The organism is Streptococcus sanguinis (genome assembly GCF_019928825.1).
Lineage (GTDB): Bacteria > Bacillota > Bacilli > Lactobacillales > Streptococcaceae > Streptococcus > Streptococcus sanguinis_L.
Genome location: NZ_JAHZOP010000004.1, coordinates 145,235 through 170,432 on the forward strand (window position 1 = coordinate 145,235; position 25,198 = coordinate 170,432).

17 protein-coding genes are annotated in these 25,198 nt (G+C 43.9%); 11 read left to right on the forward strand and 6 right to left on the reverse strand.

Going from position 1 to position 25,198, the window contains the following annotated elements; genetic code table 11:
* Nucleotides 1-29: 29 nt before the first annotated feature.
* On the reverse strand, nucleotides 30-1,226 hold the full coding sequence (locus K1J09_RS08895) for a cation diffusion facilitator family transporter (protein WP_223323874.1): 1,197 nt from the start codon (nucleotides 1,224-1,226) through the stop codon (nucleotides 30-32).
* 260 nt (nucleotides 1,227-1,486) lie between these two features.
* Here K1J09_RS08895 and pcrA point away from each other — a divergent pair, with 260 nt between their 5' ends.
* The 8 genes from pcrA to K1J09_RS08935 all read left to right on the forward strand — a co-directional run bounded on the left by pcrA (nucleotide 1,487) and on the right by K1J09_RS08935 (nucleotide 14,524).
* Nucleotides 1,487-3,775: a DNA helicase PcrA gene (gene pcrA / locus K1J09_RS08900; protein WP_223323873.1), complete on the forward strand. Its 2,289-nt coding sequence runs from the start codon at nucleotides 1,487-1,489 to the stop codon at nucleotides 3,773-3,775.
* On the forward strand, nucleotides 3,772-4,170 hold the full coding sequence (locus K1J09_RS08905; RefSeq protein WP_223323872.1) for an NUDIX hydrolase: 399 nt from the start codon (nucleotides 3,772-3,774) through the stop codon (nucleotides 4,168-4,170). The genes pcrA and K1J09_RS08905 overlap by 4 nt, the downstream gene beginning before the upstream one ends.
* 98 nt (nucleotides 4,171-4,268) lie before the next feature.
* Entirely contained in the window at nucleotides 4,269-5,549 is a 1,281-nt protein-coding gene (locus K1J09_RS08910) for an O-acetylhomoserine aminocarboxypropyltransferase/cysteine synthase family protein (RefSeq protein WP_223323871.1), read from the forward strand.
* Nucleotides 5,550-5,711: 162 nt separating this feature from the next.
* Complete coding sequence (locus K1J09_RS08915; protein WP_223323870.1) at nucleotides 5,712-6,638, forward strand: glycosyltransferase family 2 protein; 927 nt, start codon at nucleotides 5,712-5,714, stop codon at nucleotides 6,636-6,638.
* Complete coding sequence (locus K1J09_RS08920; RefSeq protein WP_002895908.1) at nucleotides 6,635-8,119, forward strand: glucosyltransferase domain-containing protein; 1,485 nt, start codon at nucleotides 6,635-6,637, stop codon at nucleotides 8,117-8,119. Before K1J09_RS08915 ends, K1J09_RS08920 begins: the two co-directional genes overlap by 4 nt.
* Nucleotides 8,120-8,380: 261 nt before the next feature.
* Nucleotides 8,381-9,235, forward strand: coding sequence for a dTDP-4-dehydrorhamnose reductase (gene rfbD, locus K1J09_RS08925; RefSeq protein WP_223323869.1), 855 nt, complete (start codon nucleotides 8,381-8,383; stop codon nucleotides 9,233-9,235).
* Between the two features lie 283 nt (nucleotides 9,236-9,518).
* Nucleotides 9,519-10,277 (forward strand): triose-phosphate isomerase, encoded by a 759-nt coding sequence (tpiA, locus tag K1J09_RS08930; RefSeq protein ID WP_002900651.1) that lies wholly within the window; start codon nucleotides 9,519-9,521, stop codon nucleotides 10,275-10,277.
* Between the two features lie 65 nt (nucleotides 10,278-10,342).
* Nucleotides 10,343-14,524 carry a GBS Bsp-like repeat-containing protein gene (locus K1J09_RS08935; RefSeq protein WP_223323868.1) on the forward strand — a complete coding sequence of 1,394 codons (4,182 nt, stop codon included), beginning with the start codon at nucleotides 10,343-10,345 and terminating at the stop codon, nucleotides 14,522-14,524.
* Between the two features lie 187 nt (nucleotides 14,525-14,711).
* Here the strand turns inward: K1J09_RS08935 and K1J09_RS08940 are convergent, their stop codons facing one another.
* From K1J09_RS08940 to K1J09_RS08955, 4 genes are read right to left on the reverse strand one after another with little or no spacing between them, the layout of a single operon-like run.
* Nucleotides 14,712-15,947, reverse strand: coding sequence for an aminoacyltransferase (locus K1J09_RS08940; RefSeq protein WP_223323867.1), 1,236 nt, complete (start codon nucleotides 15,945-15,947; stop codon nucleotides 14,712-14,714).
* 14 nt (nucleotides 15,948-15,961) lie between these two features.
* Nucleotides 15,962-17,176, reverse strand: coding sequence for an aminoacyltransferase (locus K1J09_RS08945; RefSeq protein ID WP_223323866.1), 1,215 nt, complete (start codon nucleotides 17,174-17,176; stop codon nucleotides 15,962-15,964).
* Nucleotides 17,176-17,985 (reverse strand): sugar-phosphatase, encoded by an 810-nt coding sequence (yidA, locus tag K1J09_RS08950; protein WP_002912163.1) that lies wholly within the window; start codon nucleotides 17,983-17,985, stop codon nucleotides 17,176-17,178. The genes K1J09_RS08945 and yidA overlap by 1 nt, the downstream gene beginning before the upstream one ends.
* Before the next feature lies 1 nt (nucleotide 17,986).
* On the reverse strand, nucleotides 17,987-19,288 hold the full coding sequence (locus tag K1J09_RS08955) for an HD domain-containing protein (RefSeq protein WP_002930024.1): 1,302 nt from the start codon (nucleotides 19,286-19,288) through the stop codon (nucleotides 17,987-17,989).
* A gap of 115 nt (nucleotides 19,289-19,403) precedes the next feature.
* Here K1J09_RS08955 and K1J09_RS08960 point away from each other — a divergent pair, with 115 nt between their 5' ends.
* Together K1J09_RS08960 and K1J09_RS08965 are read left to right on the forward strand one after the other, a co-directional pair.
* Entirely contained in the window at nucleotides 19,404-19,790 is a 387-nt protein-coding gene (locus tag K1J09_RS08960; RefSeq protein WP_223323865.1) for a DUF1934 domain-containing protein, read from the forward strand.
* A gap of 285 nt (nucleotides 19,791-20,075) precedes the next feature.
* Nucleotides 20,076-22,772, forward strand: coding sequence for a cation-translocating P-type ATPase (locus K1J09_RS08965; RefSeq protein WP_223323864.1), 2,697 nt, complete (start codon nucleotides 20,076-20,078; stop codon nucleotides 22,770-22,772).
* Between the two features lie 153 nt (nucleotides 22,773-22,925).
* Here K1J09_RS08965 and K1J09_RS08970 read toward each other — a convergent pair whose 3' ends face one another.
* Complete coding sequence (locus K1J09_RS08970) at nucleotides 22,926-23,786, reverse strand: metallophosphoesterase (protein WP_223323863.1); 861 nt, start codon at nucleotides 23,784-23,786, stop codon at nucleotides 22,926-22,928.
* 310 nt (nucleotides 23,787-24,096) lie between these two features.
* On the opposite strand from K1J09_RS08970, the gene prfB reads away from it, so the two are divergent.
* Nucleotides 24,097-25,192, forward strand: a protein-coding gene (gene prfB, locus K1J09_RS08975; RefSeq protein ID WP_125341648.1) for a peptide chain release factor 2 whose coding sequence is annotated in 2 segments (ribosomal slippage) — nucleotides 24,097-24,168 and nucleotides 24,170-25,192 — 1,095 coding nt in all. Because the reading frame shifts where the segments join, the coding sequence is not laid out codon by codon here.
* Nucleotides 25,193-25,198 lie beyond the last annotated feature (6 nt).

Below are 25,198 nucleotides of genomic sequence, written 5' to 3' on the forward strand. Positions count from 1 at the left end.
ATGTGTTGCAAAGAAAAAGCCAGACTGACTTAATCATCAGACTGGTTTTTTCGTGTCTCTTGGTGAAAGATGTTTTGCCATACTTCGTGGCGGCGCCAGAGGCTGGTATGGATAACACCGTCCATTTCATAGCGGATGAGTTTGGTTTTCTGGCTGACAGAGAGGAGTTCAAAGTTTTTGATAGGTGTTTTTGAGGCTCTTTCTACCTGAAATTCAGCCTTGTTCAGCTGTCGGCCATCTTGGGAAATATAGAGAAATTCTGCTGACAGAAGTGTATCCAGTTGGCTGCCTTGCTCCACGAGCTGCTCACGCATGAGCAAGGTTGGGTAAAGATTGTCCAACATCTCATCTTCGGGAATAGGAGCAGGCTCAATATGAATGTCAATGTCAAAGACTCCGAAGCGCTCCATAAGCATATCCTCAACTTGATCCGCAATCTCATGGCTTTCAAAAACAGATAAATCTGGGTTCATTTCCAAGATAATATCTAAATAGATATTACTGCCATAGGTCCGGCCGCGCTGTGACTTGACCTGAGTGATTTTAGGAATTTCCAGGATAGCTTGCTTATAGTCTTGGAGCAGGCTTTCATCAAATCCGTCGGACAGGCTGAAGGAAGATTCCATAAAGATATCATAGGCTGTCTTGAGAATGAAGAAGGTAATGACAATGGCTGCCAGCTTATCAACGATTGGGAATTTAAAGGCGCTGGCAATGATAGCGATTGAAGTCCCGATAGAAGTTACAGCGTCTGACAGGTTGTCCTTGGCTGCAGCATCCAGAGCCTTGGAGTGAGCTTTTTTAGCCAGTGTTTTATTGTAAAAATAAACAACCAACATAATGATTGCCGAGATGATTCCGACCACGGCACCAACTGGGTCAATCTTGGCTTCTTGGTTGGAGATGATCTTCTGAATGGTTTCTATCAAGACATCAAATCCAACGAAAAACATGATGAAAGATGTGATGAGACTGGCCAGATCTTCTATTTTCCAGTGGCCGAAGCGATGGTCACGGTCGGCTGGTTTTCTGGCCATACGCAGGCCGATTAGAACGGCGATATTAGCCACGATATCAGAGACATTATTGAAGCCATCGGCCGTCAGACTGGAGGACTGGAGGGTCGAGCCTGCGATAATCTTGACCGCTGAGAGAATCAGATAAGTAGCGATGGACAGGATGGCTCCTCTCTCCGCTAGTTTCAGATTGTTACTAGGATTTTTCATGACAGCCTTTCTTTCTAAGTGGGGCAGCAGAATGGAAAAGAGACTTGAGAAAAAATGTCATCTATGGACAGATGCTTTAAGTCTCATATGGGCATATTATAGCAAAAATAGACCTGGTTTTCAATTTCCGTCGGGCTTAGGGCGACTTAAATGACTTTGCCTAAAATCTAATCTAAAATCAGAAATTCCTCTTCTTTCTGGTTTAGCTTCATCAGGATTTTTGGTATAATAGTAGCATTGACTTTGAAAGAGGAAGAAAAATGCATCCTTTATTAAACGGTATGAATGACCGTCAGGCTGAGGCGGTTCAGACAACAGAAGGACCTTTGCTGATAATGGCGGGAGCTGGTTCGGGTAAGACCCGTGTCCTGACCCACCGTATTGCCTATTTGATTGATGAGAAGATGGTTAATCCTTGGAATATCCTTGCCATTACCTTTACCAATAAGGCGGCGCGGGAGATGAGAGAACGGGCTGAAAAACTTAAAACGGAAGCTCAAGATTGCTTAATTGCTACCTTCCACTCCATGTGTGTGCGAATCCTGCGGAGAGAAGCAGATCATATTGGCTACAACCGCAACTTCACCATCGTTGATCCGGGTGAGCAGCGGACTCTGATGAAGCGAATTCTTAAAAATCTCAATCTGGACCCTAAAAAGTGGAATGAGCGCGCCATTCTGGGGACCATTTCCAATGCTAAAAATGACCTGATTGATGAGGTGGCCTATGCGAATCTAGCTGGTGATATGTATACAGAGATTGTGGCCAAGTGCTACACGGCTTATCAAAAGGAATTGCGCCAGTCCGAGGCCATGGACTTTGACGATTTGATTATGCTGACCTTGCGCCTTTTTGACCAAAATCCAGATGTCCTGACCTACTACCAGAAGCGTTATCAATATATCCATGTAGACGAGTATCAGGATACCAACCATGCCCAGTACCAGCTAGTCAAGCTCTTGGCTTCGCGCTTTAAGAATATCTGCGTGGTCGGAGATGCTGACCAGTCTATCTATGGCTGGCGGGGAGCAGATATGCAGAATATCCTGGACTTTGAAAAGGATTATCCAGAAGCTAAGGTAGTCCTGCTTGAGGAAAACTATCGCTCGACTAAGACCATTCTTCAGGCGGCTAATGAAGTCATCCGAAACAACCGCAACCGCCGTCCTAAAAATCTCTGGACTCAAAACGAAGACGGTGAGGAAATTGTCTACTATCGGGCTAATGATGAGCAGGACGAAGCTCTCTTTGTCGCTCGAACTATTGATCAGTTGAGCCGAGAAGGCTATAGCCATAAGGATTTTGCAGTTCTTTACCGGACCAATGCCCAGTCCCGGACGGTGGAGGAAGCCCTGCTCAAGTCCAATATTCCCTATACCATGGTCGGTGGAACCAAGTTCTACAGCCGCAAGGAAATCCGGGATGTTATTTCTTATCTCAATCTCATCGCCAATCCTAGCGACAATATCAGCTATGAGCGCGTGGTCAATGAGCCCAAGCGTGGTGTCGGACCAGGAACAGTGGAGAAAATTCGGGATTTTGCGTCCAGTCAGGAAATCTCTTTACTGGATGCATCGGCCAATATCCTGCTGTCACCGGTCAAGGGCAAGGCGGCTCAGGCGGTCTATGATTTTGCCAATATGCTTCTCGATTTGCGGGAGCGCCTGGATGATTATACAGTGACTGAGCTAGTAGAAGCCGTATTGGAAAAGACAGGCTATTCTGCGGCCTTGGCAGCCCAGGCAACCTTGGAAAGCCAAGCACGGATTGAAAATATCGAAGAATTCCTGTCTGTAACCAAGAACTTTGACGAAAGTCCAGACAATCCTGCTGATGAGTCTGGTCTTGACAAGCTCAGCCGTTTTCTTAATGACTTAGCCTTGATTGCAGACACAGATGACGGAGATCAGGAGAGTTCCGAAGTGACTCTGATGACCCTCCATGCAGCCAAGGGATTGGAATTTCCGGTCGTCTTTCTGGTTGGTATGGAGGAAAATGTCTTCCCTCTAAGTCGGGCATCTGAAGATGAGGATGAGTTAGAAGAAGAGCGGCGTCTGGCCTATGTCGGCATTACCCGAGCAGAAAAGGTTCTCTATCTGACTAATGCCAATTCCCGTATGCTTTATGGTAAAACCAACTATAATCAGCCGACCCGCTTCTTGAGAGAAATCAGCTCAGACTTGCTTGACTATCAGGGACTGGCTCGACCGGCAAATAGCTCCTTTAAGGTCAGCTATACCAATAGCGATACTAGCAAATTCGGTCAGGGCATGAGTCTGGCTCAAGCCCTGCAGGAGCGGAAGCGTCAGGCGGCTCCCAGTTCGATTTCTACAGGCAGTCTGCCTTTTGGAAAGGGCGGTCAAAGCCAGCCATCTAAGCCAGAAGTTGCTTGGGCTATCGGAGATATTGCCCACCATAAGAAATGGGGCGATGGGACGGTTCTGGCAGTCTCTGGCAGCGGAAATAGTCAAGAGCTTAAGATCAATTTCCCAGAAGTTGGTCTGAAGAAAGTGCTGGCCAGCATAGCGCCGATTGAGAAAAAATCATGATAAGACAGTCAATTGAAGCCTGGATCTATCATCCAGAGGAACGAGAAATCTTGCTCTTGAAAGTTGAGAATGAGAAAGTTTCCTTTTGGCAGCCCATTACTGGTGGGATTGAGAGTGGTGAGAGCCCAGAAGAGGCCTGCCTTCGTGAAATAAAAGAAGAGACCGGCTTGGTCTTAGCTTGTTCAAGTCTGACAGGTCTTGGAAATTTCACAGTAAAGATTGATGAACATCTGACCATCCACAAAAATCTCTTTCTAGTTCTGACAGAACAGAAGGAAATCCAGATTTCTGATGAGCATGTAGGAGCTCAGTGGGTAGCTTTAGACAAAGTTTCGTCGCAGCTGTACTGGCCCAGCAATCAAGCGACTTTTGAGATTATAACCGAGAAGCTATAAGATATAGCTTCTCTTTATTTCTTTTGATAAGGAAATTCTATTAGTCAAGCGGGGCGTTTAGTGGTAGACTTATCACATAACTATAGTGAGGTGACCTTATGACACGTGAATTTAAATTTGAAACTCTGCAGCTTCATGCTGGACAGACAGTGGACCCGACAACCAAGTCGCGGGCTCTGCCTATTTACCAGACAACTTCCTATGTGTTTGACGATACTCAGGAGGGAGAAGATCTTTTTGCCCTACGCAAGCCTGGCAATATCTACACTCGGATTACCAATCCGACCCTGTCTGCTTTTGAGGAGCGGATTGCGGCTTTGGAGGGTGGAGTCGGAGCTCTAGCAACAGCTTCTGGTATGGCAGCCCTTACCTATACAATTTTAGCTTTGGCGCATGCTGGCGACCATGTAGTGGCAGCCTCTACCATCTACGGTGGTACTTTTAATCTGCTCAAGGAAACCCTGCCTCGCTATGGCATTACCACGACTTTTGTTGATATTGAAAATCTGGCTGAAGTAGAAGCAGCCATTCAGGACAATACCAAACTGGTTCTGATTGAAAGTTTGGGCAATCCTCTGATTAATATTCCTGACTTTGAAGCTTTGGCAGAGCTGGTTCATGCTCATAAGATTCCGCTGATTTCCGACAATACTTTTGCCACTCCTTATCTGATCAATGTTTTTTCTCATGGAGTGGACATTGCGGTACATTCTGCGACCAAGTTTATCGGAGGTCACGGAACCAGCATCGGTGGTGTAATTGTGGATAGCGGTCGTTTCGACTGGGAAGCTTCTGGCAAGTTTCCACAGTTTGTGGATCCAGATCCTAGCTATCATGATATCAGTTATACGCGCGATGTCGGAGCAGCAGCCTTTGTTACTGCTGTCCGGACTCAGCTCTTGCGAGATACGGGCGCAGCCATGTCCCCCTTCAATGCCTTTCTCTTCTTGCAGGGCTTGGAAACTCTCTCTTTGCGCGTAGAGCGCCATGTGTCCAATGCGGAGAAGATTGTAGATTTCCTAGCAGGGCATCCTAAGGTCGAGCAGGTCAATTATCCCAAGCTTGCTGACAGTCCATATCATGCTTTGGCAGAAAAATATTTCCCTAAAGGCGTGGGCTCTATCTTCACCTTTAATGTCAAAGGTGGGGAGAAAGAAGCTCGTAAGGTTATTGACAGCCTGGAGATTTTCTCTGACTTGGCCAATGTAGCAGATGCTAAGTCCTTGGTTGTCCATCCAGCTACGACGACTCATGGTCAGATGTCGCCAGAAGATCAGCTGGCAGCAGGCATTACACCAAATCAAATCCGTCTCTCTATCGGTCTTGAAAATGTGGATGACTTGATAGAAGATTTGAGAATCGCCTTGGAATCTATATAATTTTCAAGGCCTCTAGACTAAGCAATAAGAATAAAACTAGGTTGGAAATAAGCTGCACCCCCAAAAGCTAGATTTTTTTGTGTCTAACTTTTGGGGTGCAGTGCATTTCGCCTAGTTTTTTGTTATAATAGGATGAAATATATAAAATAGTAGGAGATTAAAATGACAATTTCGGTGATTGTTCCGTGTTTCAATGAAGAAGAGTCTATTCCTCTGTTTCATAAAGCCATGGAAGCGGTCAAATATCAAATCCGTGACCAGTTCGAATATATTTTTGTCAATGACGGATCGACGGACCGGACCTTGGCTGTTTTGCGAGAGCTCAGTAGTCGCTGTCCAGATGTGCACTATCTGTCCTTTTCTCGTAATTTCGGGAAAGAAGCAGCCCTCTATGCTGGTTTGCAAGAGGCGAGTGGGGATTTTGTGACGGTCATGGATGTAGACTTGCAGGATCCGCCAGAGCTCCTGATTGAGATGAAGGCTTTGCTGGACTCGAATCCTGAGTTGGACTGTGTGGGGACTCGTCGGACTACTCGCGAGGGAGAGCCGCCTATACGAAGCTTTTTTGCCAATTTGTTCTATAAGCTGATTAACAAGATTAGTCAGGTAGAGATGGTAGATGGTGCGCGTGACTTTCGACTGATGCGACGCCAGATGGTAGAAGCCATTCTGGAAGTTTCAGAGTACAATCGCTTTTCCAAGGGAATTTTTGCCTGGGTTGGCTTCAATACCGAGTACTTGGAATACAGAAATGTCGAACGAGTAGCTGGCAAGACCTCTTGGAATTTCTGGTCTCTTTTCAACTATTCTTTGGAAGGCATCGTCAATTTCTCTGATGCGCCGCTCAATATCGCCTTTTTAGGAGGTATCCTGTCTTGGATTTTAGCCTTCATCCTGATGGCAGTGATTATTATTCGCACCTTGGTTTTTGGTGACCCGACATCGGGTTGGCCGTCCCTTATGACTGTCATTCTCCTTATCGGCGGCTTCCAGCTGCTGACCATCGGTATCCTAGGCAAATACATTGGTAAAATCTTTATGGAAACCAAGCATCGGCCGATTTATGTGATTAAGGAGAAGAGTAAATGATTTTCCAGAAACGTTTTTCTGATTTTAAAAACTATCTTCTTTTAAATAAATCGTCTGCCCTAGTTATTTTTATTATTTATTCAGTAGTCAATATTAATATCGGTTTAGCTGAGTATCCCTATATTGATGATATTGGAAGACAATTACAAGGCTATTCAAAATTCTCTGAACATTATTCAAGATATTTAAGTGAGTATTCCGCTCGTTTAATACAAGGTGGGGATCATCTGACAGAATTGGGTTTGACTTCAAATATTCTGTCAGCTTGTTTTTTAACTTTAGCGAGCTTAATTTTATTATTTGTCTTATATCCCAATAAAAAGATTTCTTTTATAACAGCATCTGTTTCAACTATTATAGGGATTAATCCGTGGTTTTTAGAGCCATTAAGTTTTAGATTTGACAATCCTTTTATGACTTTAAGTATATTAGTTTCTATCATTCCATTTATTTTCTGGGATAATAAAAAAATATTTGGAGTTATGTCAGTTGTTGGTATATTCTTAATGTGCAATTCATACCAAGCTTCTTCAGGAGTGTACATTATTGTAACCATGACGCTAGTATTTTTAGAATTATTGCAAGGAAGTTATTTTAAAGATAAAATTCCTAAAATTGTTATTTCTATCTTGTCTTATGTAGTTGGTTTGCTTTTATATCGTATACAACTTTTTATAAAGCCTCCTATTTTTGCTGATCAAGCTGATATTCCAAAGGGATTAGAGATAATTAAAATAATTGGGGTGAATGCTACAGGATATTTGAACAATATATTTTTTCAAAGTTCAACTATCTGGGTTTTATTAACGATAATTGCTATATTTCTCTTAACTATCAGTGTGATTCGCTTATCCAGTACTAAATTCCTTTTAAACTTTATTTACATGCTGATTTGGCTAAGTTTAGGAAGTGTATTTAGTTATGGAACTTATTTGATTTTGTCTAATCCTTATTATCTTATGAGACCAAGATATGAATATGGTTTCGGAATTTTTTTAGCGATTATCTTAATTGTTAGCTTAGAGTGCGTTGAAAAGAGTAAAATTCTACGTAGAGGGAAGTCCTTCGTCTCGGGATTATTAGTTTTTTATTTCTTATCTTTCTCTTTTACTTATGTAAGCAGTTTAAAACAACAAAATGAAATGTTCAAAGCGCAGAGCATATTGCTAGCTTCCTCTCTAAACAAGTACATTACACCCGAAAAAACAGTTATTAATGTGAATCGCTTTCTTTCTGATTCGCCAGTATTTAGCAATACAGCTTCTGTTTATCCAATGTTAAAAAGTTTGATTATGCCAAATACAAATGTTTCTTGGGATATGACATTGAGATTTAATAGCATAACGAATTTAAACGTCGATTTCAAATTAATCGATATTGCTAATATAGATTTTAGTAGTGAAAACTATACATTACTTGAAGAAACAAAGTTATATAATATTTATCTTAAAAATAATGAATTATTTGTTATCATGAAGTAGAATCTTTCTAAGAGAGAAATAAAGAAAAGATTCATTTTAATATGATTATGCATTGTTAAAGTTTATACAGTCAATTTAAAATGATGCTAAGTTTTCTGATTATCACTTGCATAATGTTGCATCATTTATATATGGAGTGTAAAAAGTATGAGATTTTATTTCCTAAAAAAGACTAGAGGTATGATTCGACCAAGCAGATTTTTTCTGCTTTTTTTGTTATAATAAACTTATTGAATGTTTATGATGTGAAAGGAAAGACAAATGATTTTAATTACAGGTGCAAATGGACAGCTGGGTACAGAGCTCCGCTATCTTTTGGATGAGCGCAATGAGGAGTATGTGGCTGTTGATGTGGCAGAAATGGATATTACCAATGCCCAAATGGTGGACAAGGTTTTTGCGGAAGTCAAGCCAAGCTTGGTCTATCACTGCGCAGCCTATACAGCTGTTGATGCTGCTGAGGACGAAGGAAAAGAGCTGGACTATGCCATCAATGTGACCGGTACAGAAAATGTGGCAAAAGCAGCAGAAGCACACGGAGCAACCTTGGTCTACATCTCGACAGACTATGTCTTTGACGGCCAAAAGCCTGTCGGTGAGGAGTGGGAAGTAGATGACCGTCCAGATCCGCAGACTGAGTATGGCCGTACCAAGCGTATGGGTGAGGAGCTGGTTGAGAAATATTCCAGCCGTTTCTATATTATCCGTGCTGCCTGGGTCTTTGGTAACTACGGTAAAAACTTTGTTTTTACCATGCAAAATCTTGCCAAGACGCACAAAGCTTTGACTGTAGTCAATGACCAGCATGGCCGTCCGACTTGGACTCGTACGCTGGCTGAGTTTATGACTCATCTGGCTGAAAATCAAAAGGAATTTGGTTACTACCATCTGTCTAATGACGCTGCAGAGGACACCACTTGGTATGACTTTGCAGTGGAAATTCTTAAAGATACAGATGTGGAAGTCCAACCGGTTGATTCCAGCAAGTTCCCAGCCAAGGCTAAGCGGCCTTTCAACTCAACTATGAGTCTGACCAAGGCTAAAGCGACAGGCTTTGTCATTCCGACTTGGCAGGATGCCTTAAAAGAGTTTTACAAACAAGAGAAGAAACAGTGATTCTCTTTGAAGTTGATAAAAGCGACAGAACTTAGTCTCAGACTAGGTTCTGTTTTTTTTTTCTAGCAGACTGAAGAAGTGATTTTCAGGTGCATGCTCTGGTGGAGAAAGAGCTGGCTTGAAGATCCGAATGGAAAATGATAATAATGAGAAAAATTTTCCACAGATCTTATCCCTTAAAATAAAGATGTTTCAATTTGATGAAATTCTGTGGATAACCTTTATTATTTCATGCAACTGTGTTACAATGTTACTATAAATAAAATAGAAGAGGTGTGTGAATATGTCACGTAAACCATTTATTGCTGGTAACTGGAAAATGAACAAAAATCCTGAAGAAGCAAAGGCTTTTGTAGAAGCAGTTGCTGCTAAGCTACCTTCTTCAGATTTAGTAGAAGCTGGTATCGCTGCTCCAGCACTTGATTTGACAACTGTTTTGGCAGCAGCTAAAGGAAGCAATCTTAAGGTTGCAGCGCAAAATGCTTACTTTGAAGATGCAGGTGCTTTCACTGGTGAAAACAGCCCTAAAGTTCTTGCAGAAGTTGGAGTTGACTACATTGTTATCGGTCACTCAGAACGCCGCGATTATTTCCATGAAACAGACCAAGACATCAACAAAAAAGCGCATGCTATCTTCCGCAATGGTCTGGTGCCAATCATCTGCTGTGGTGAGTCGCTAGAAACTTACGAAGCTGGTAAAGCAGTAGATTTCGTTGGTGCTCAAGTATCAGCTGCTTTGAAAGACTTGACAGCTGAGCAAGTTGCATCATTGGTTATCGCGTATGAGCCAATCTGGGCTATTGGTACTGGTAAGTCAGCAACTCAAGACGACGCTCAAAAGATGTGTAAAGCAGTTCGTGATGTTGTTGCAGCTGACTTTGGTCAAGAAGTAGCAGACAAGGTTCGCGTTCAGTACGGTGGTTCTGTAAAACCTGAAAATGTTGCGTCTTACATGGCTTGTCCAGATGTTGACGGTGCTCTTGTTGGTGGTGCATCACTTGAAGCTGAAAGCTTCTTGGCATTGCTTGATTTTGTAAAATAAAAAAATGTTGAAAAAAGACTTGTCCTCCCAAAGGTGACAAGTTTTTTAAAAGTTGGAGAGAAAAGTTGAAATCGAAAGAATTAGTTTATTTAGCGAGTACGGCTATTTTGCTGGCAGCGACTGCCAATGTTGCAAAAGCTGAGGAACATACGATCGCTGAGTCAGAAGTTTTAAAAACAGAAAGGTCTGTTAGTTCCCAGAATCAAGCAGTCAATGCGGCTGCATCACAAGTGTCTAATCAGCCGACTGTAGCAGTATCATCTGCAGAACAGTCAGTTCAAGCGGTTAAGCAAGAGGAGCAAGCAACGAATGCTGTAGGAACAGCTGTTGAGTCTGTAGGAGGAGCTCAATCAGCCACTGTAGAAACCCAGGTGGCACCTGCTAAGCCAGAAGGGCAAACTCAGTCGGAAGCAAATGCTTCTAGTCAGAATGAAACTGCAGCTGATCAGTCAGCAAAAGCAAGCTCTTCTGTTGCAGATTCTGCTACTTCCTCAGAGCCCAAGGCCAGTCCTGCGGTAGCATCAGCACCAAAAGCTAATAATGCTGGAAAAAATGTATTTTATAATGCTGGGTCAAAGGCTCAGGCAGCCCGTGGGAATTCCCAAGCGGAGATTAAAGGTACTTCCTTTGTAGATGTCAGCAGCCACAATGGCCATATCAGCGTAGACGACTATCGTAAATTAGCCCAGCAAGGGGTTGGAGGTGTCGTTGTCAAACTGACAGAAGGAACCCATTACACCAATCCATTTGCCGAGTCTCAAGTGAGAAATGCGCAGGGTGCTGGTTTACAAGTATCGACCTATGCCTTCTCGCACTATACTAACGATGAAGAAGCGAGAGCTGAAGCTCGTTATTACGCTGCCTTTGCTAATAGACTAGGTCTGCCTAAAAATACAGTCATGGTGAATGACATGGAAGATCCTAAAATGCAAAATGGGATCAACCAGCATACCCAAGCTTGGGCGGATGAGATGCGCAGACAGGGTTATTCTAACCTAATGTATTATACTAGCGCCAGCTGGCTGGATCAAAATAATCTTCGCAGCAAGGGACCGGTTAATACATCGCAATTTGGCTATAGCAACTTCTGGGTGGCCCAGTATCCGTCTTCTAATTTAAATCTTGATGGAGCTAAATCTCTCAAATACAACAGTGGCGCTGGAGCATGGCAGTTTACAGCTCAGGCTCAGCTGTTAGCTGGCAAGCATGTATTTGACCATAGCGTTGATTACACTGGGAGATTTACCCAGCAGTCTGCTCTTGCTAATCAGCCTTTAAAGGGTAACATAAGTATTCAGAATAAGAATAATATCAACGGAAGCTTTGATGTTGTGATTTCAAACGTTTCTGCTCCTTATGGAGTGTCTGTTGTTAGTGTTCCAGTGTGGTCTGAAGCTAATGGTCAAGACGATATTATCTGGTACACAGCCACTCAGCAGGCCAATGGTACTTATAAAGTTTCTGTTGATTCTAGCAGACATAAGGATTCAGTTGGCAAGTACAATGTCCATCTCTACTATGTCCGCAACGACGGTCAATTAGTCGGTGTCGGCGGTACTACAACCAATGTATCTGTCATCAAGCCACAGGGTAAAATTAGCATTCAGAATCGCAACAGCGAAACTGGTGATTTCGATATTGTAGTTTCAGGTATCTCATCTCCGGGCGGTCTCAAGACTGTTTCTCTGCCGACTTGGTCAGAGGCCAACGGCCAAGATGATATCAAATGGTATACTGCTGAACGTCAGGCTGACGGCACCTATCGGAAGCGGGTGCGCATAAGCGATCACAATAATGTGCAGGGCGAGTACAATGTCCATCTCTACTATGTTCAAAATGACGGCCGCTTGGTTGGTGTAAGCGGCACTAAAACGACCGTTTCTCTTGGTAAACCTAAGGGCACCATCAGTATTCAAAATCTAAACAAAGAAACTGGCGATTTTGATATTGTGGTTTCAGGTATTTCATCTCCGGACGGTCTGAAGGAAGTTTCCCTGCCAACTTGGTCTGAGGCTAACGGCCAAGATGATATCAAATGGTACAACGCTGAGCGTCAAGCTGATGGCACCTATCGTAAGCGTGTCCGTCTGAGCGATCACAAAAATGTTGAGGGTGAGTACAATGTGCACCTTTACTATGTGCAGAATGATGGCCGCTTGGTCGGTGTGGGCGGCACTAAAACGACTATTTCTATAGAAAAACCAAAAGTTCAAGGCAAAATCAGTATTCAGAATCGCAATAGCGAAACTGGCGATTTTGATATTGTGGTTTCAGGAATCGTCTCTCCAGGCGGTCTCAAAAGCGTATCATTGCCAACTTGGTCAGAGGCCAATGGCCAAGATGACATCAAATGGTATGACGCAGAACATCAGGCTGATGGCACTTATCGTAAACGAGTTCGTCTGAGCGACCATAACAATGTCCAAGGCGAATATAATGTGCATCTCTACTATGTGCAAAATGATGGCAAACTAGTAGGAGCAGGCGGCATCAAGACCAATTCGACTATCAGTAAGCCGCAGGGGAAAATCAGCATCCAGAATCGCAACAGCGAAACTGGCGATTTTGATATTGTAGTTTCAGATATCGTATCGCCAGGCGGTCTTAAGAATGTTTCCTTGCCAACCTGGTCAGAGGTCAATGGTCAAGATGATATCAAGTGGTACAACGCAGAACGTCAGCCGGATGGTACCTATCGTAAGCGAGTCCGTGTGAGTGATCACAAAGATGTTGAGGGCGAGTACAATATTCATCTCTACTATGTGCAAAATGATGGCAAGCTGGTTGGTGCTGGCGGCATCAAGACTAATGTTTCTCTAGGCAAGCCGAAGGGCAACATCAGTATTCAAAATAAGAATAATGTCAACGGCAGTTTTGATGTTGTGATTTCAAACGTTTCTGCCCCTTATGAAGTGTCTGCTGTCAGTGTTCCGGTTTGGTCTGAAGCTAACGGTCAAGATGATATTATTTGGTATACAGCTACTCAGCAGGCTAATGGTACCTATAAAGTTACTGTTGAATCTAGTAAACATAAAGACTCAGTTGGTAAGTATCATATCCATCTTTACTATGTCCGTAACGACGGGCAGTTAGTCGGTGTTGGTGGTACTACAACCAATGTGTCAGCAGTTAAACCACAGGGCAAAATCAGTATCCAAAATCGTAACAGCGAAACTGGCGATTTTGATATTGTGGTTTCAGATATTGTATCTCCAGGCGGTCTCAAGACTGTTTCCCTGCCAACTTGGTCAGAGGCCAATGGTCAGGATGATATCAAGTGGTACAACGCAGAACGTCAGCCGGATGGTACCTATAAGAAGCGAGTTCGTGCGAGCGACCATAACAACGTTCAGGGCGAATATAATGTACATCTCTACTATGTCCAAAATGATGGCAAGCTAGCAGGAGCAGGTGGCATCAAGACCAATGTGTCAATCAGTAAGCCACAGGGTAAAATCAGTATTCAAAATAAGAATAGTGACACTGGAGATTTTGATATTGTAGTATCAGGCATTGTGGCACCAGAAGGTCTCAAGACAGTTTACCTGCCGACTTGGTCAGAAGCGAATGGCCAAGATGATGTCCAATGGTACACAGCGGATCGTCAGGCTGACGGTACTTATCGTAAGCATGTATATGCGCGTGACCATAAGAATAATGCAGGTGAGTACAATGTTCACTTGTATTACTTAAATAATCAAAATCAGCTGCAGGGAGCTGGTGGAGAAAAGACCTCTATCTCTGTAAACCGTCCTCAGGCAGCTAGTCAGCGAGACCGTGTTCTTGCAGCGGCAGCTGCTATGGTAGGTGTCAGGGGAGGCAGTGCTGAGCATCAGCGCTTGGTCAACGATTATAACAGTGTCAGACCGCTGCCAGTTGGCTATGCTGTGAAGAACACGGATGACTGGTGCGACATTTTTACTACAGTTATTTTCCAAAGAGAGGGCTTGAGCGATCTTATCGGCCGCGAGTGTGGCGTAGAGCGTCATATTCATATTTTCCAAAGACTAGGTATCTGGAATGAAGATGGCAATTCGACTCCTAGCGCAGGCGATATTATCACCTTTAACTGGGACAAAGATACCCAGCAAAATGATGGCTGGGCTGATCATATCGGTATTGTCGAAAAAGTAGAAAATGGCATCATTCACACGATTGAAGGCAACAGCAATAACGTAGTTAAACGCAATACTTACCGCATCGGTCATGGAAATATCCGTGGTTTTGCGACACCTCGTTATAAATAAACATACAAAAGAGGCTGGGACAAAAGTCCTAGCCTCTCAATTGTCTTTGGATTGTCAAGCAAGACGCAGTGGTTTAGTGGGCTCTACTACGCTGATTTCATCAGCTTTTACAGCCCTACTCAACTGTGCGGAGGTGGGACGACGAAATCGAATTCTAACGAATTACCGATTTCTGTCCCACTCTCTTTTAACGTCTTAGAATTTTCTTTATGAGCTGAAGTAGCTTAAATTTGAGAGGGTTAGGATAATAACGGAAAGTTCCCATTTTTCGGACGATGAAGCCGTTGAAGTTCTGTTTGAAGCGCAGAACACCGTCAGAACCGTCGAAAATTCCCATAATGCCGAGGAAATTGTAAAATGGAATGCCTCTCTTGATGCTTTCGGTCATAACGTATTCCTGCAGCAGGGCAGGGGCGTAGAATTTATTAAACTCAGGATAGGAGCCACTGAAAAGATAGGTTGCTTCCTGAGGAGTATAGATAAAGAGGCTGGCAGCCAGAATTTGGTCTTGGTCGCCGTACTTGTCAATCAATTCTTGGGCTTCAGCTTTGCGGGTTTCAAAGCTATCAAACTGACTGGAAAGCTCTCGCAGCTGGTTTTGCTTCTTTTCAGATTGAGGATTTTTTTCCAAGTCCGCCTGCAGTTTCTGGATTTTCTGGCCCAGTTTCTCTTGGTCTTTTTGTAAGTTCTGAAGATAGTCCTTGAAGTTGAGACTGGCTGTCATAAAGTCTGCTTGCTGACCAAAGCTATCATAAAAATCTTGATAGTAGTCTAGTGGCTTGTCATCATATTCCCGCCGGTCAGAAGTAGCAGCTGTGATGTCTTTGAAAACGCTGAGTTGGTCACGTTCTAGCCTTTTTAGCTTGATGCCAAAGGTATTCGCCTTTTTGACGGTCGCCTTGCCATTTTTACTGAAGGATTTGAGCAAGTCTTTCTCTGTCAGATCAGTTAGGTCTTTGACATAATGCCAATCAGGCTCCCCGCCTGGATAGCCTGTCTGTAAGCCGTCAAAGTCAAAGCCCAAATCAGTCAGTTGCTGGATAAGCTCGACTTTTTCATCAGATGTGGGCTGGCCATTGCTGTCAAAGGTCTGATAAGTCTCGTAGGGCTTGATGATGAGCTCTAGAGCGCCTTCTTTTTTAGCGTAAGCCTGCAAAGCTTGATAGAAGGGAGTCAAGTATTGAGCATCGGTAGAGACAGGGCCGCAGTTGATTTCCATATGAAGGCCGCCAGTCATAGGCATACTATAGAGGACAGCTGACACCACGACCTGTCCCTGCGGGTCAGTGTAGCCGACATACTGGGTGCTGAAGCCACGCTTGCTCAGAAGCTCTGCCATTTCCACAGTCTGCATAAAAGAGCGTTGGGAGCTAGCTGAGGTATGCTGGATGAATTCTTCTTGGTTGAGAAGTTTAAAGGTCATAGGCTTCCTTTCTTTTAATGCTTGCTGCGCAGTTTCTTTCTGAGAGTGTAGGCCAAATTGGAGAGATGGTAGAGGGGATTAGTTGGCAGATTAAACTCACCAGCGAATTCCTCAATGGTCGGATTGAACTTGGATTTAAAGCTGTAGAGACCGCCCTTGAGATCGTTTTCGATTCCGCCCATATTTTGCCAATCAGCTCCGCGCTCAAAAGCATGTTTGGCCGTTTCGTACCAAGTGATGATGGCTGGCTGATAACGGCGGTACTCCTCGTCCATTCCGGCATAGATATTTTCAGAGGTTTTGCCGTATTCCAAGACCAGTGTGCCAGACAGGGGAACGACAGTAGCACCTTGGCTGATTTTGTCCTGCAGAAAGTCAATCTCTTCTTGGAGGCGCTTCTGTTCTTGCTGGTTATTCTCAATCTTGCCGGGCTTGGTTTTCTCGGTAAATTTCTCTGCTTCCTTAAGTGTCTTGGTCAGCTGAGTATGCAAGTCTTCCAATCGTGCCTTTAGATCAATGCTGGATAAGGTGACATAGGAATGCTCAGGATAAGTATCCAAGAGTTTTTGGTAATAGTCTTTGCCGCGCAGGTGGATATTTTTTCTGTTTTCCGTTTTCTTCATCAGGCCTGAAAAGTCATCCAGTAATTCTGCTCCGCCAAATTGGATTTGAATGCCTTTGTTACGGGCAGTGCGAATAGCCTGTCGGGTACTCTTAGAAAGCAGCTCCTCGCTGAAGTCTTCTTTATGAATATTGGCCTGCAAGCGAGGCTGGATGGTTTCGTCCAGAGACTCGGTCCGTCCGACCCAGACAGCTCCTGCTTCCTGTAGCTCTTGAATTAGCTCAATTGTTTCTGCCTTGTCTTGCAATTCGCCGCCCATCTTGCTTTCTGCCAGAAAGAGGCTGGGGTCAAACTTGACAAAGAGCGCTTTTTTCTCCTTGGCAAATTTCTTGAGCGAGGCCAAAACAAAGGTCAGCAGCTCCTTGTCACTATAGTCCATGATGGGACCGCGCGGGATATAAAGCATGGTCATCCCCAAGGGTAGTGGTTTGATCAGGACACTGGCTGCAGCAACCAAGTGGTCGTCTTTATAGAAGCCCAAGCGCTCATTAGCCCAGTTATCTTTGATCTGAGCCCAGGCTGAACTCTGCAGGAGATTGGCCTGCGGATGAGCTGTGACAAAATCGTCGTGTTCCTGAGCTGAAATTCCAATTTTGTAACTAAACATTATTTTAAAACCCACTCTCTAATAGCGTGCGCTACGCCAGATTCGTCGTTCGATTTGGTGATATATTTGGCGATTTTCTTGAGTTCTTCCTTGCCGTTTTCCATGACAACAGGAGAGCCGACGGCTTCCAGCATGGCGCGGTCGTTTTCTTCATCACCGATAGCCATGGTCTGCTCCTTGCTTAAGCCAAGTTTTTCAGCCAGATGAAGGATAGCAGCTCCTTTATTGACAGTTTTTTTGACAATTTCCAGATAGAAAGGAGCTGACTTAACCAGTGTATATTTTTCGGCTAATTCTGGTGGCAGCTTAGCAATGGCCGCATCCAAAATTTCCGGCTCATCAATATACATGCACTTGACGATTTCTTTATTGGCCATTTCTTCAGGTGTGCGGTAAAAGATTGGCATGCTGACCAGATTGGACTCATAAACAGTGTACTTGCCGATGTTGCGATTAGCTGTATAAATTCCGTCCTTAGTGATGGCATGCATGTGAACGCCTAATTTTCGCCCGAGCAGTTCGATATCCAGATAGTCGTCATAGGTCAGTGTTTCTTTGATTAATTCTTGACCTGTGACAGTATCCTGCACCAGTCCGCCGTTGAAAGTAACGACATAGTTGTCTGGCTGATTAAGCTCTAGCTCCTCGAGAAGCTTTTGAACACCCGCAATAGGACGGCCGGTTGCAATGACGATTTTAACGCCAGCAGCCTTGGCATCCTGAACAGCGCTGAAGACTTCAGGAGTGATTTCTTTTTGGTTATTTAAAAGGGTACCGTCAATATCAACGGCAACTAATTTGATAGACATATTATTCTCCGTAGGTAAATTGGTCGTTTTTGATATAGTGCATAAAGGTCTGGTTTTTTTCGCTGAAAAGTCCTGTATCTGCTAGCATTTCCTTAGGGAAGTAGAAGCGATTATCGCCCTGTCTGGTCCCTGCTAGCGAATGGACGATAGGTGACAGGCTGGACAGTTCTGCTAAGCTGCCATCTTTTTGCAGAATTTCGATCTGGGTCCGAGGTTTTTCAACGTCAGGCCGGTAGAAATCATAAGGCAAATCAAAATTACGATGGATAGCAGTATAGTAATCAGGGTCAAAACCAACCTGTCCAACTAGGTCTCGCATGATATCCAAATGCGCTTCGTTTTCCTGAGAGAAGACGATAGACTTAAAGACTTTGCGGTTGATAAAACGCTGAGCCAAGTCAGATAAAATCTTGTCTGGACTAGCCATCCAAACTTGGAAATAGGTATTCATAACACCATCATCCAAGGCCAGATAATCCTGCAGGGTCACTCTATTTTCAAAGAATGGAATGAGATTGGGAGATGATAGGGCAAAATAATCCTTCTGAGCTGGATAGAGAAACTTGGCCCGCTTGAGCAGATTTTGCAGCAGAACTTCCATAGCTCGGCTGGCCGGGTGGAAATAGACCTGCATGTACATCTGGTAGCGGCTGACTACGTAGTCTTCTACCGCATGCATGCCATTGCGCTTGAAGGCGATGCCCTTTTCTACAGGACAAATCACTCGTAAAATTCTAGTCAAGTCAAATTGCCCATAGGAAGCGCCAGTAAAGAAGGAATCTCGCAAGAGATAATCCATCCGGTCCACATCAATCTGGCTGGAAATCAGCTGGACCACCTGCTTATTGGGATAGGTATGGTTGATGACGCTAGCTACCTTTTCTGGAAAATCTGGTGAAACCTGCACCAGGGCCTGATGAATCTCTGTCTCTGGACTGGTGATGATTTGCCGCGTAATGTCCTCGTGATTAGTATCAAAGAGGCGCTCGAAAGTGTGTGAATAAGCTCCGTGTCCTAAGTCATGAAGGAGAGCAGCTGTCATGGTCAGCAGGCTTTCGTGGCTGTCCCAGTTGGCTTGGTATTTTTCATTGAAAATCTTGGTGATGCGCCGAGCAATCTCATAAGCTCCCAGACAATGCGAAAAACGGCTGTGCTCGCCGCCATGGAAGGTATAGCCGGACGTACCCAGCTGTTTGATGCGGCGCAGCCGTTGAAATTCTTTGGTATTGATTAAATCATAAATAACCTGATGGTCCACATGGACATAATTATGAACCGGGTCCCGAAATACTTTTTCAATCATGTTACCATTATACCATAAAAGACAGTAGGAAAAAAATCAAAGCTGCAAGGGAAAGAAGAGCAATTTTGTCATTTTTTTGATAGAATAGGGAAAGAAAAAGAGAAACGAGATAAAGATGCAAATCAGAATAAAAAATCACATCCAGCTGGACGGACATACCGAGCTAATTGATCAGGTCTACGATACGGACTGGACGCAAAAAGGAGACTTTCATTATCTGCTATACAAAAATGAAGAAGGGGAGAAAGTAGTTCTGAAGTTTCACGATAAAGAGCTGGTTATGACCCGCTTTTCTGAGCCTAAGTCCATCATGCGCTTCATCAGTCAAGGGCAGGCGCTGGTTGGCATCCATACACCTGTGGGCTTGCAGCAGTTTGTGACCGATACTCCTTTCTATAAGGTTGACTTGACCAAGCAGGTTCTGCAACTTCATTATCAGCTAAAAACTGTTGATGGGGAGCAGATTTTTGCCAGCTATGAAATGGAGATTAGCTGGGGCTAGCTACTATTCTCCGAGAAAACTCTTGAAAATCATGATGTTTCCCCTTGCAAAAGCTTGAAAATTTGGTATAATAGTTTCTAACTCAAGGGAGTAGCTAACGGAATAACCGTTACAAGGTCGTCAATACGAAAGAAATTTCCGGCCTTGTATGAAATAGCGAGACTTGTTAATAAACAGGTCTCTTTTTTGTTTCTGACTTTTTGGATATGACTGATGTGGCTCAAGATGATGAGTCGTAGTGGTCAGAAAAGTTTAGAAATAAAAGAGGCCAAGAGGAGGAATACATTGTCAAAAGAACAAAAGCGCCAAGCTTTTTACACCCAGAGTCCTGAGGAAATTTTCAAAACTTTGGACGCTTCAGAGCAAGGTTTGTCCAGTCAAGAAGCAGCCAAGCGTTTAGCTGATTATGGCCGCAATGAACTGGATGAAGGGGAGAAAAAATCTCTCTTAATGAAGTTTTTGGAGCAGTTTAAGGATTTGATGATTATCATCTTGTTGGTAGCAGCGGTCTTGTCTGTTGTCACATCAGGTGGTGAAGACATTGCAGATGCTTTAATCATCTTAGCTGTAGTAATCATCAATGCCATCTTTGGTGTCTATCAGGAAGGCAAGGCTGAAGAAGCAATTGCGGCTCTCAAATCTATGTCCAGCCCAGCTGCGCGTGTCCTGCGTGATGGCCATGTCACAGAAGTAGATTCTAAGGAGTTGGTACCTGGCGATATCGTTAGACTGGAAGCCGGGGACGTTGTCCCGGCAGATATGCGACTTTTGGAAGCTAATTCACTGAAAATCGAAGAAGCGGCTCTGACAGGTGAGTCTGTTCCGGTTGAGAAAGATTTGACTATCGAGGTAGCTGCAGATGCTGGTATTGGCGACCGTGTGAATATGGCCTTCCAAAACTCAAATGTGACCTATGGTCGTGGGGTTGGATTAGTTGTTAATACAGGGATGTATACGGAAGTAGGCCATATCGCAGGTATGTTACAGGATGCGGATGAAACGGACACACCGCTCAAGCAAAATCTTAATAGTCTGTCTAAGGTTCTGACCTATGCTATCTTGGTGATTGCTGCAGTGACTTTTGTAGTCGGTGTCTTCATTCAAGGGAAAAATCCACTGGATGAGCTGATGACTTCTGTAGCTTTGGCAGTTGCGGCTATTCCAGAAGGTCTGCCTGCTATCGTTACTATCGTGCTGGCTTTGGGAACTCAGGTTTTGGCTAAGCGGAATTCAATTGTCCGTAAGCTTCCAGCTGTTGAGACTTTGGGATCAACTGAGATTATCGCTTCAGATAAGACTGGTACCCTGACCATGAATAAGATGACGGTCGAAAAAGTCTTTTACGACGGAGTCCTGAATGAAGCTGGACAAGATATTGAACTTGGACTTGAGCTGCCGCTCTTACGTTCGGTTGTCTTAGCCAATGATACCAAGATTGACCAGGAAGGGAAGCTAATTGGTGACCCAACAGAAACAGCCTTTATCCAATATGCTCTGGACAAGGGCTATGATGTGAAGGCCTTTTTAGAGAAATATCCTCGAGTAGCTGAGCTGCCCTTTGATTCAGATCGTAAGCTCATGTCTACTGTCCATCCATTGCCAGATGGGAAATTCCTTGTGGCAGTAAAGGGAGCGCCAGATCAACTCTTGAAACGCTGTGTTGCCCGTGATAAGGCTGGAGATGTTGCAGAAATTGATGATGCTACTTCACAGCTGATTAAGTCGAACAACTCAGACATGGCTCACCAAGCTCTGCGTGTGCTGGCTGGCGCCTACAAGATTATTGATGCAGTTCCGACTGACCTGACATCTGAAAATCTAGAAAATGATTTAATCTTTACTGGTTTAATCGGTATGATTGACCCAGAACGTGCAGAAGCTGCAGAAGCCGTTCGTGTAGCCAAGGAAGCAGGTATTCGTCCAATTATGATTACCGGTGACCATCAGGATACAGCTGAAGCTATCGCTAAGCGCTTGGGTATCATCGAAGAAGGAGATACTGAAGACCATGTCCTGACTGGTGCAGAGCTCAATGAGCTTTCTGATGCAGAATTCGAAAAGGTTGTTGGCCAATACTCTGTCTATGCCCGAGTTTCGCCTGAGCATAAGGTACGGATTGTCAAAGCTTGGCAAAACCAAGGTAAGGTCGTAGCCATGACAGGTGATGGTGTCAATGACGCACCAGCTCTGAAGACTGCGGATATTGGTATCGGTATGGGCATTACAGGTACAGAAGTATCTAAGGGTGCCTCTGACATGATTCTGGCAGATGATAACTTTGCGACCATCATTGTAGCCGTGGAAGAAGGACGCAAGGTCTTCTCTAATATTCAAAAGACCATCCAGTATCTCCTTTCAGCTAATACAGCTGAGGTGCTGACTATTTTCTTGGCAACCCTCTTTGGTTGGGATGTGCTGCAGCCAGTTCATCTGCTTTGGATTAACCTAGTAACGGATACCTTCCCTGCCATCGCTCTGGGAGTTGAGCCTGCTGAGCCAGGTGTCATGAGTCATAAGCCTCGCGGCCGTAAGTCTAGCTTCTTCTCAGGTGGAGTGATGAGCTCTATCATCTATCAGGGGGTCCTGCAAGGGGCTTTGGTTCTGGCGGTTTATGGTTATGCTATCTCTAATCCCGTTCATGCCGGTGATATCAAGGCTATCCATGCGGATGCTCTGACAATGGCCTTTGCAACGCTTGGCCTCATCCAGCTCTTCCATGCTTATAATGTAAAATCTGTTTATCAGTCTATCTTTACAGTTGGTCCATTCAAGTCTAAGACTTTTAACTGGTCTATTCTGGTTTCTTTCATCCTATTGATTTCGACTATTGTAATTGATCCACTGGAAAAGATTTTCCATGTGACCAAGCTGGACTTATCACAATGGACAGTTGTTCTGATTGGTAGCTTTGCCATGATTGTCATTGTTGAAATTGTTAAGTTCATCCAACGTAAATTAGGTATGGATAAAAATGCTATTTAAGAGCAAAAAGTCATCTTCGGATGGCTTTTTTTATAGCAATCAGGACTTCATTGCTTTTTCCAATTTTCGCTCCTGCTTATTAGAAGTCTATGTGCAGTTGGACAGCAAAAAACAGCTCTCAGATGAGCTGAGAGCTGCAATTCAATATTTCCATTACTGAACTTCAATTACTGTTAAAGCATCTCGCAGTTCAGCTGCCAGGTGTTTTTTCTTATAGTCTCGAAATTCGGCTAAATCTTTAACAGCATTATAACGCTTGTGTAGGCGGTACATCTGGGGAATCTTATACTGAGGAAAGTCATTAAAAAAATTCCGAGTCAGTTCCCATTCACGGATGTAGCCCAGAGGACGCATATGGTAGCGGACACCTTCGATAACACGGCTTTGGTGGCGGTGATGTAGATGACCAAAAATCACTTCTTTCACCTTGTATTTGACAAAGATCCGATGAAAAGCTTTGCTTCCTAGGAAGGCGTTGAAGCGCTGGAAATAGGGATGGTCGTATAGAAAGTCTTGATGGGGGACAAAATGCAGAGCAACAATAATGGGACCATCTAAAGTTATCAGCAGTTTTTTTAACTCTTGCAGCGTCTGAGCTGTAATGCTAGGGTCGTCGAGTTGACGCTCCAATCTGCGGTCAAACCAGAAATTTGTCTTAGTTCTCAGATGCTCTTCCTTGCTTTTTTCTGGAACAAAGCTGTAGTCGTACCAGCCAGAAAAGCTGACGAGCTTGGTCTGGCCGAACTGTTGGACCTGAAAATCATAGTTTGAAATTTCTTGCTCAGAAAGTCCCAGCATATCGTGATTTCCCAGATTAAAAGAAAGGGGAATCTCTTGCTTCAAAGTTTCAATAAAGGGCAAACTGATCTTGGTCAGGTCGTTGGACAAATCCCCCGCGATGTGTAGGTGGTCAATCCCTTCCTCTTTTAAAAGCTGGCGAAGAGCTTGGCGCTCAAACTCTCCAAACTGGTTTGAGTCCAGATGGAGGTCGCTCATAAATCCGATTTTTGTCATGGTTTTAGTCTAGCATATTTTTCAAAACTTGAAAATGCTTGAACACCTATTGAGTGTCTCCCTTTTATCTGAATATCTCATAAATTTTTGTAATTTTGTATTTCGTTTATCCATGAATGGAGTCTAGGAAGGCTTGAAATAATTCTTCCAGGCCCATGTCATTATATTACTTTTCTAACAATTAGGTGACAAGGAGTCGCTTGTCTTGCCTAGCTAGGGAAAATCCGATAAAATGTAAGCTGCTGAATGTGAGATTAGGCAAACTGTTTAATTTATGTTATAATTAAACGATATGTGAAAAGAGGTATTTATGGACATTTCAGAAATTCGTCAAAAGATTGACGCAAATCGTGAAAAATTAGCTTCTTTCAGGGGGTCTCTTTGACTTAGAAGGTCTGGAAGAAGAAATTGCCATCTTAGAAAATAAGATGACAGAACCCGACTTTTGGGATGACAACATTGCAGCTCAGAAGACATCTCAAGAGCTGAATGAACTCAAGCAAACCTATGAAAATTTCCATCAGATGACTGAGCTTTTTGATGAATCGGAAATCTTGCTTGATTTTCTGGCCGAGGATGAGTCGGTTCAGGGAGAGTTGGAAGAAAAGCTGGACGAACTCGAGAAAATGATGACCAGCTATGAAATGACCCTGCTTCTATCTGAGCCTTACGACAATAACAATGCTATCCTTGAAATTCACCCGGGCTCTGGTGGTACAGAGGCCCAGGATTGGGGAGATATGCTGTTGCGTATGTATACACGCTTTGGCAATGCCAAGGGCTTCAAAGTAGAGGTCCTGGACTATCAAGCAGGAGATGAAGCGGGAATTAAGTCAGTGACTCTTTCATTTGAAGGGCCGCACGCTTATGGTCTGCTCAAGTCAGAAATGGGAGTCCACCGTTTGGTCCGGATTTCACCATTTGACTCAGCTAAACGTCGCCATACTTCCTTTACCTCAGTAGAGGTCATGCCAGAGCTGGATGACACCATTGAGGTGGAAATTCGCGATGACGATATTAAGATGGACACTTTCCGCTCGGGAGGAGCCGGCGGGCAGAACGTCAATAAAGTTTCGACTGGTGTGCGACTGACCCATATTCCTACGGGAATTGTAGTGCAGTCTACGGTTGACCGGACCCAGTATGGAAACCGTGATCGGGCGATGAAGATGCTTCAGGCCAAGCTTTATCAGCTAGAGCAAGAGAAACAAGCAGCCGAAGTCGATTCACTCAAGGGAGATAAGAAGGAGATTTCCTGGGGCAGCCAAATCCGCTCCTATGTCTTTACGCCTTACACCATGGTCAAAGACCATCGGACCAGTTACGAAGTAGCACAGGTGGACAAGGTTATGGACGGAGATTTGGATGGTTTCATCGACGCTTATTTGAAATGGCGTTTGAACTAGGAAATG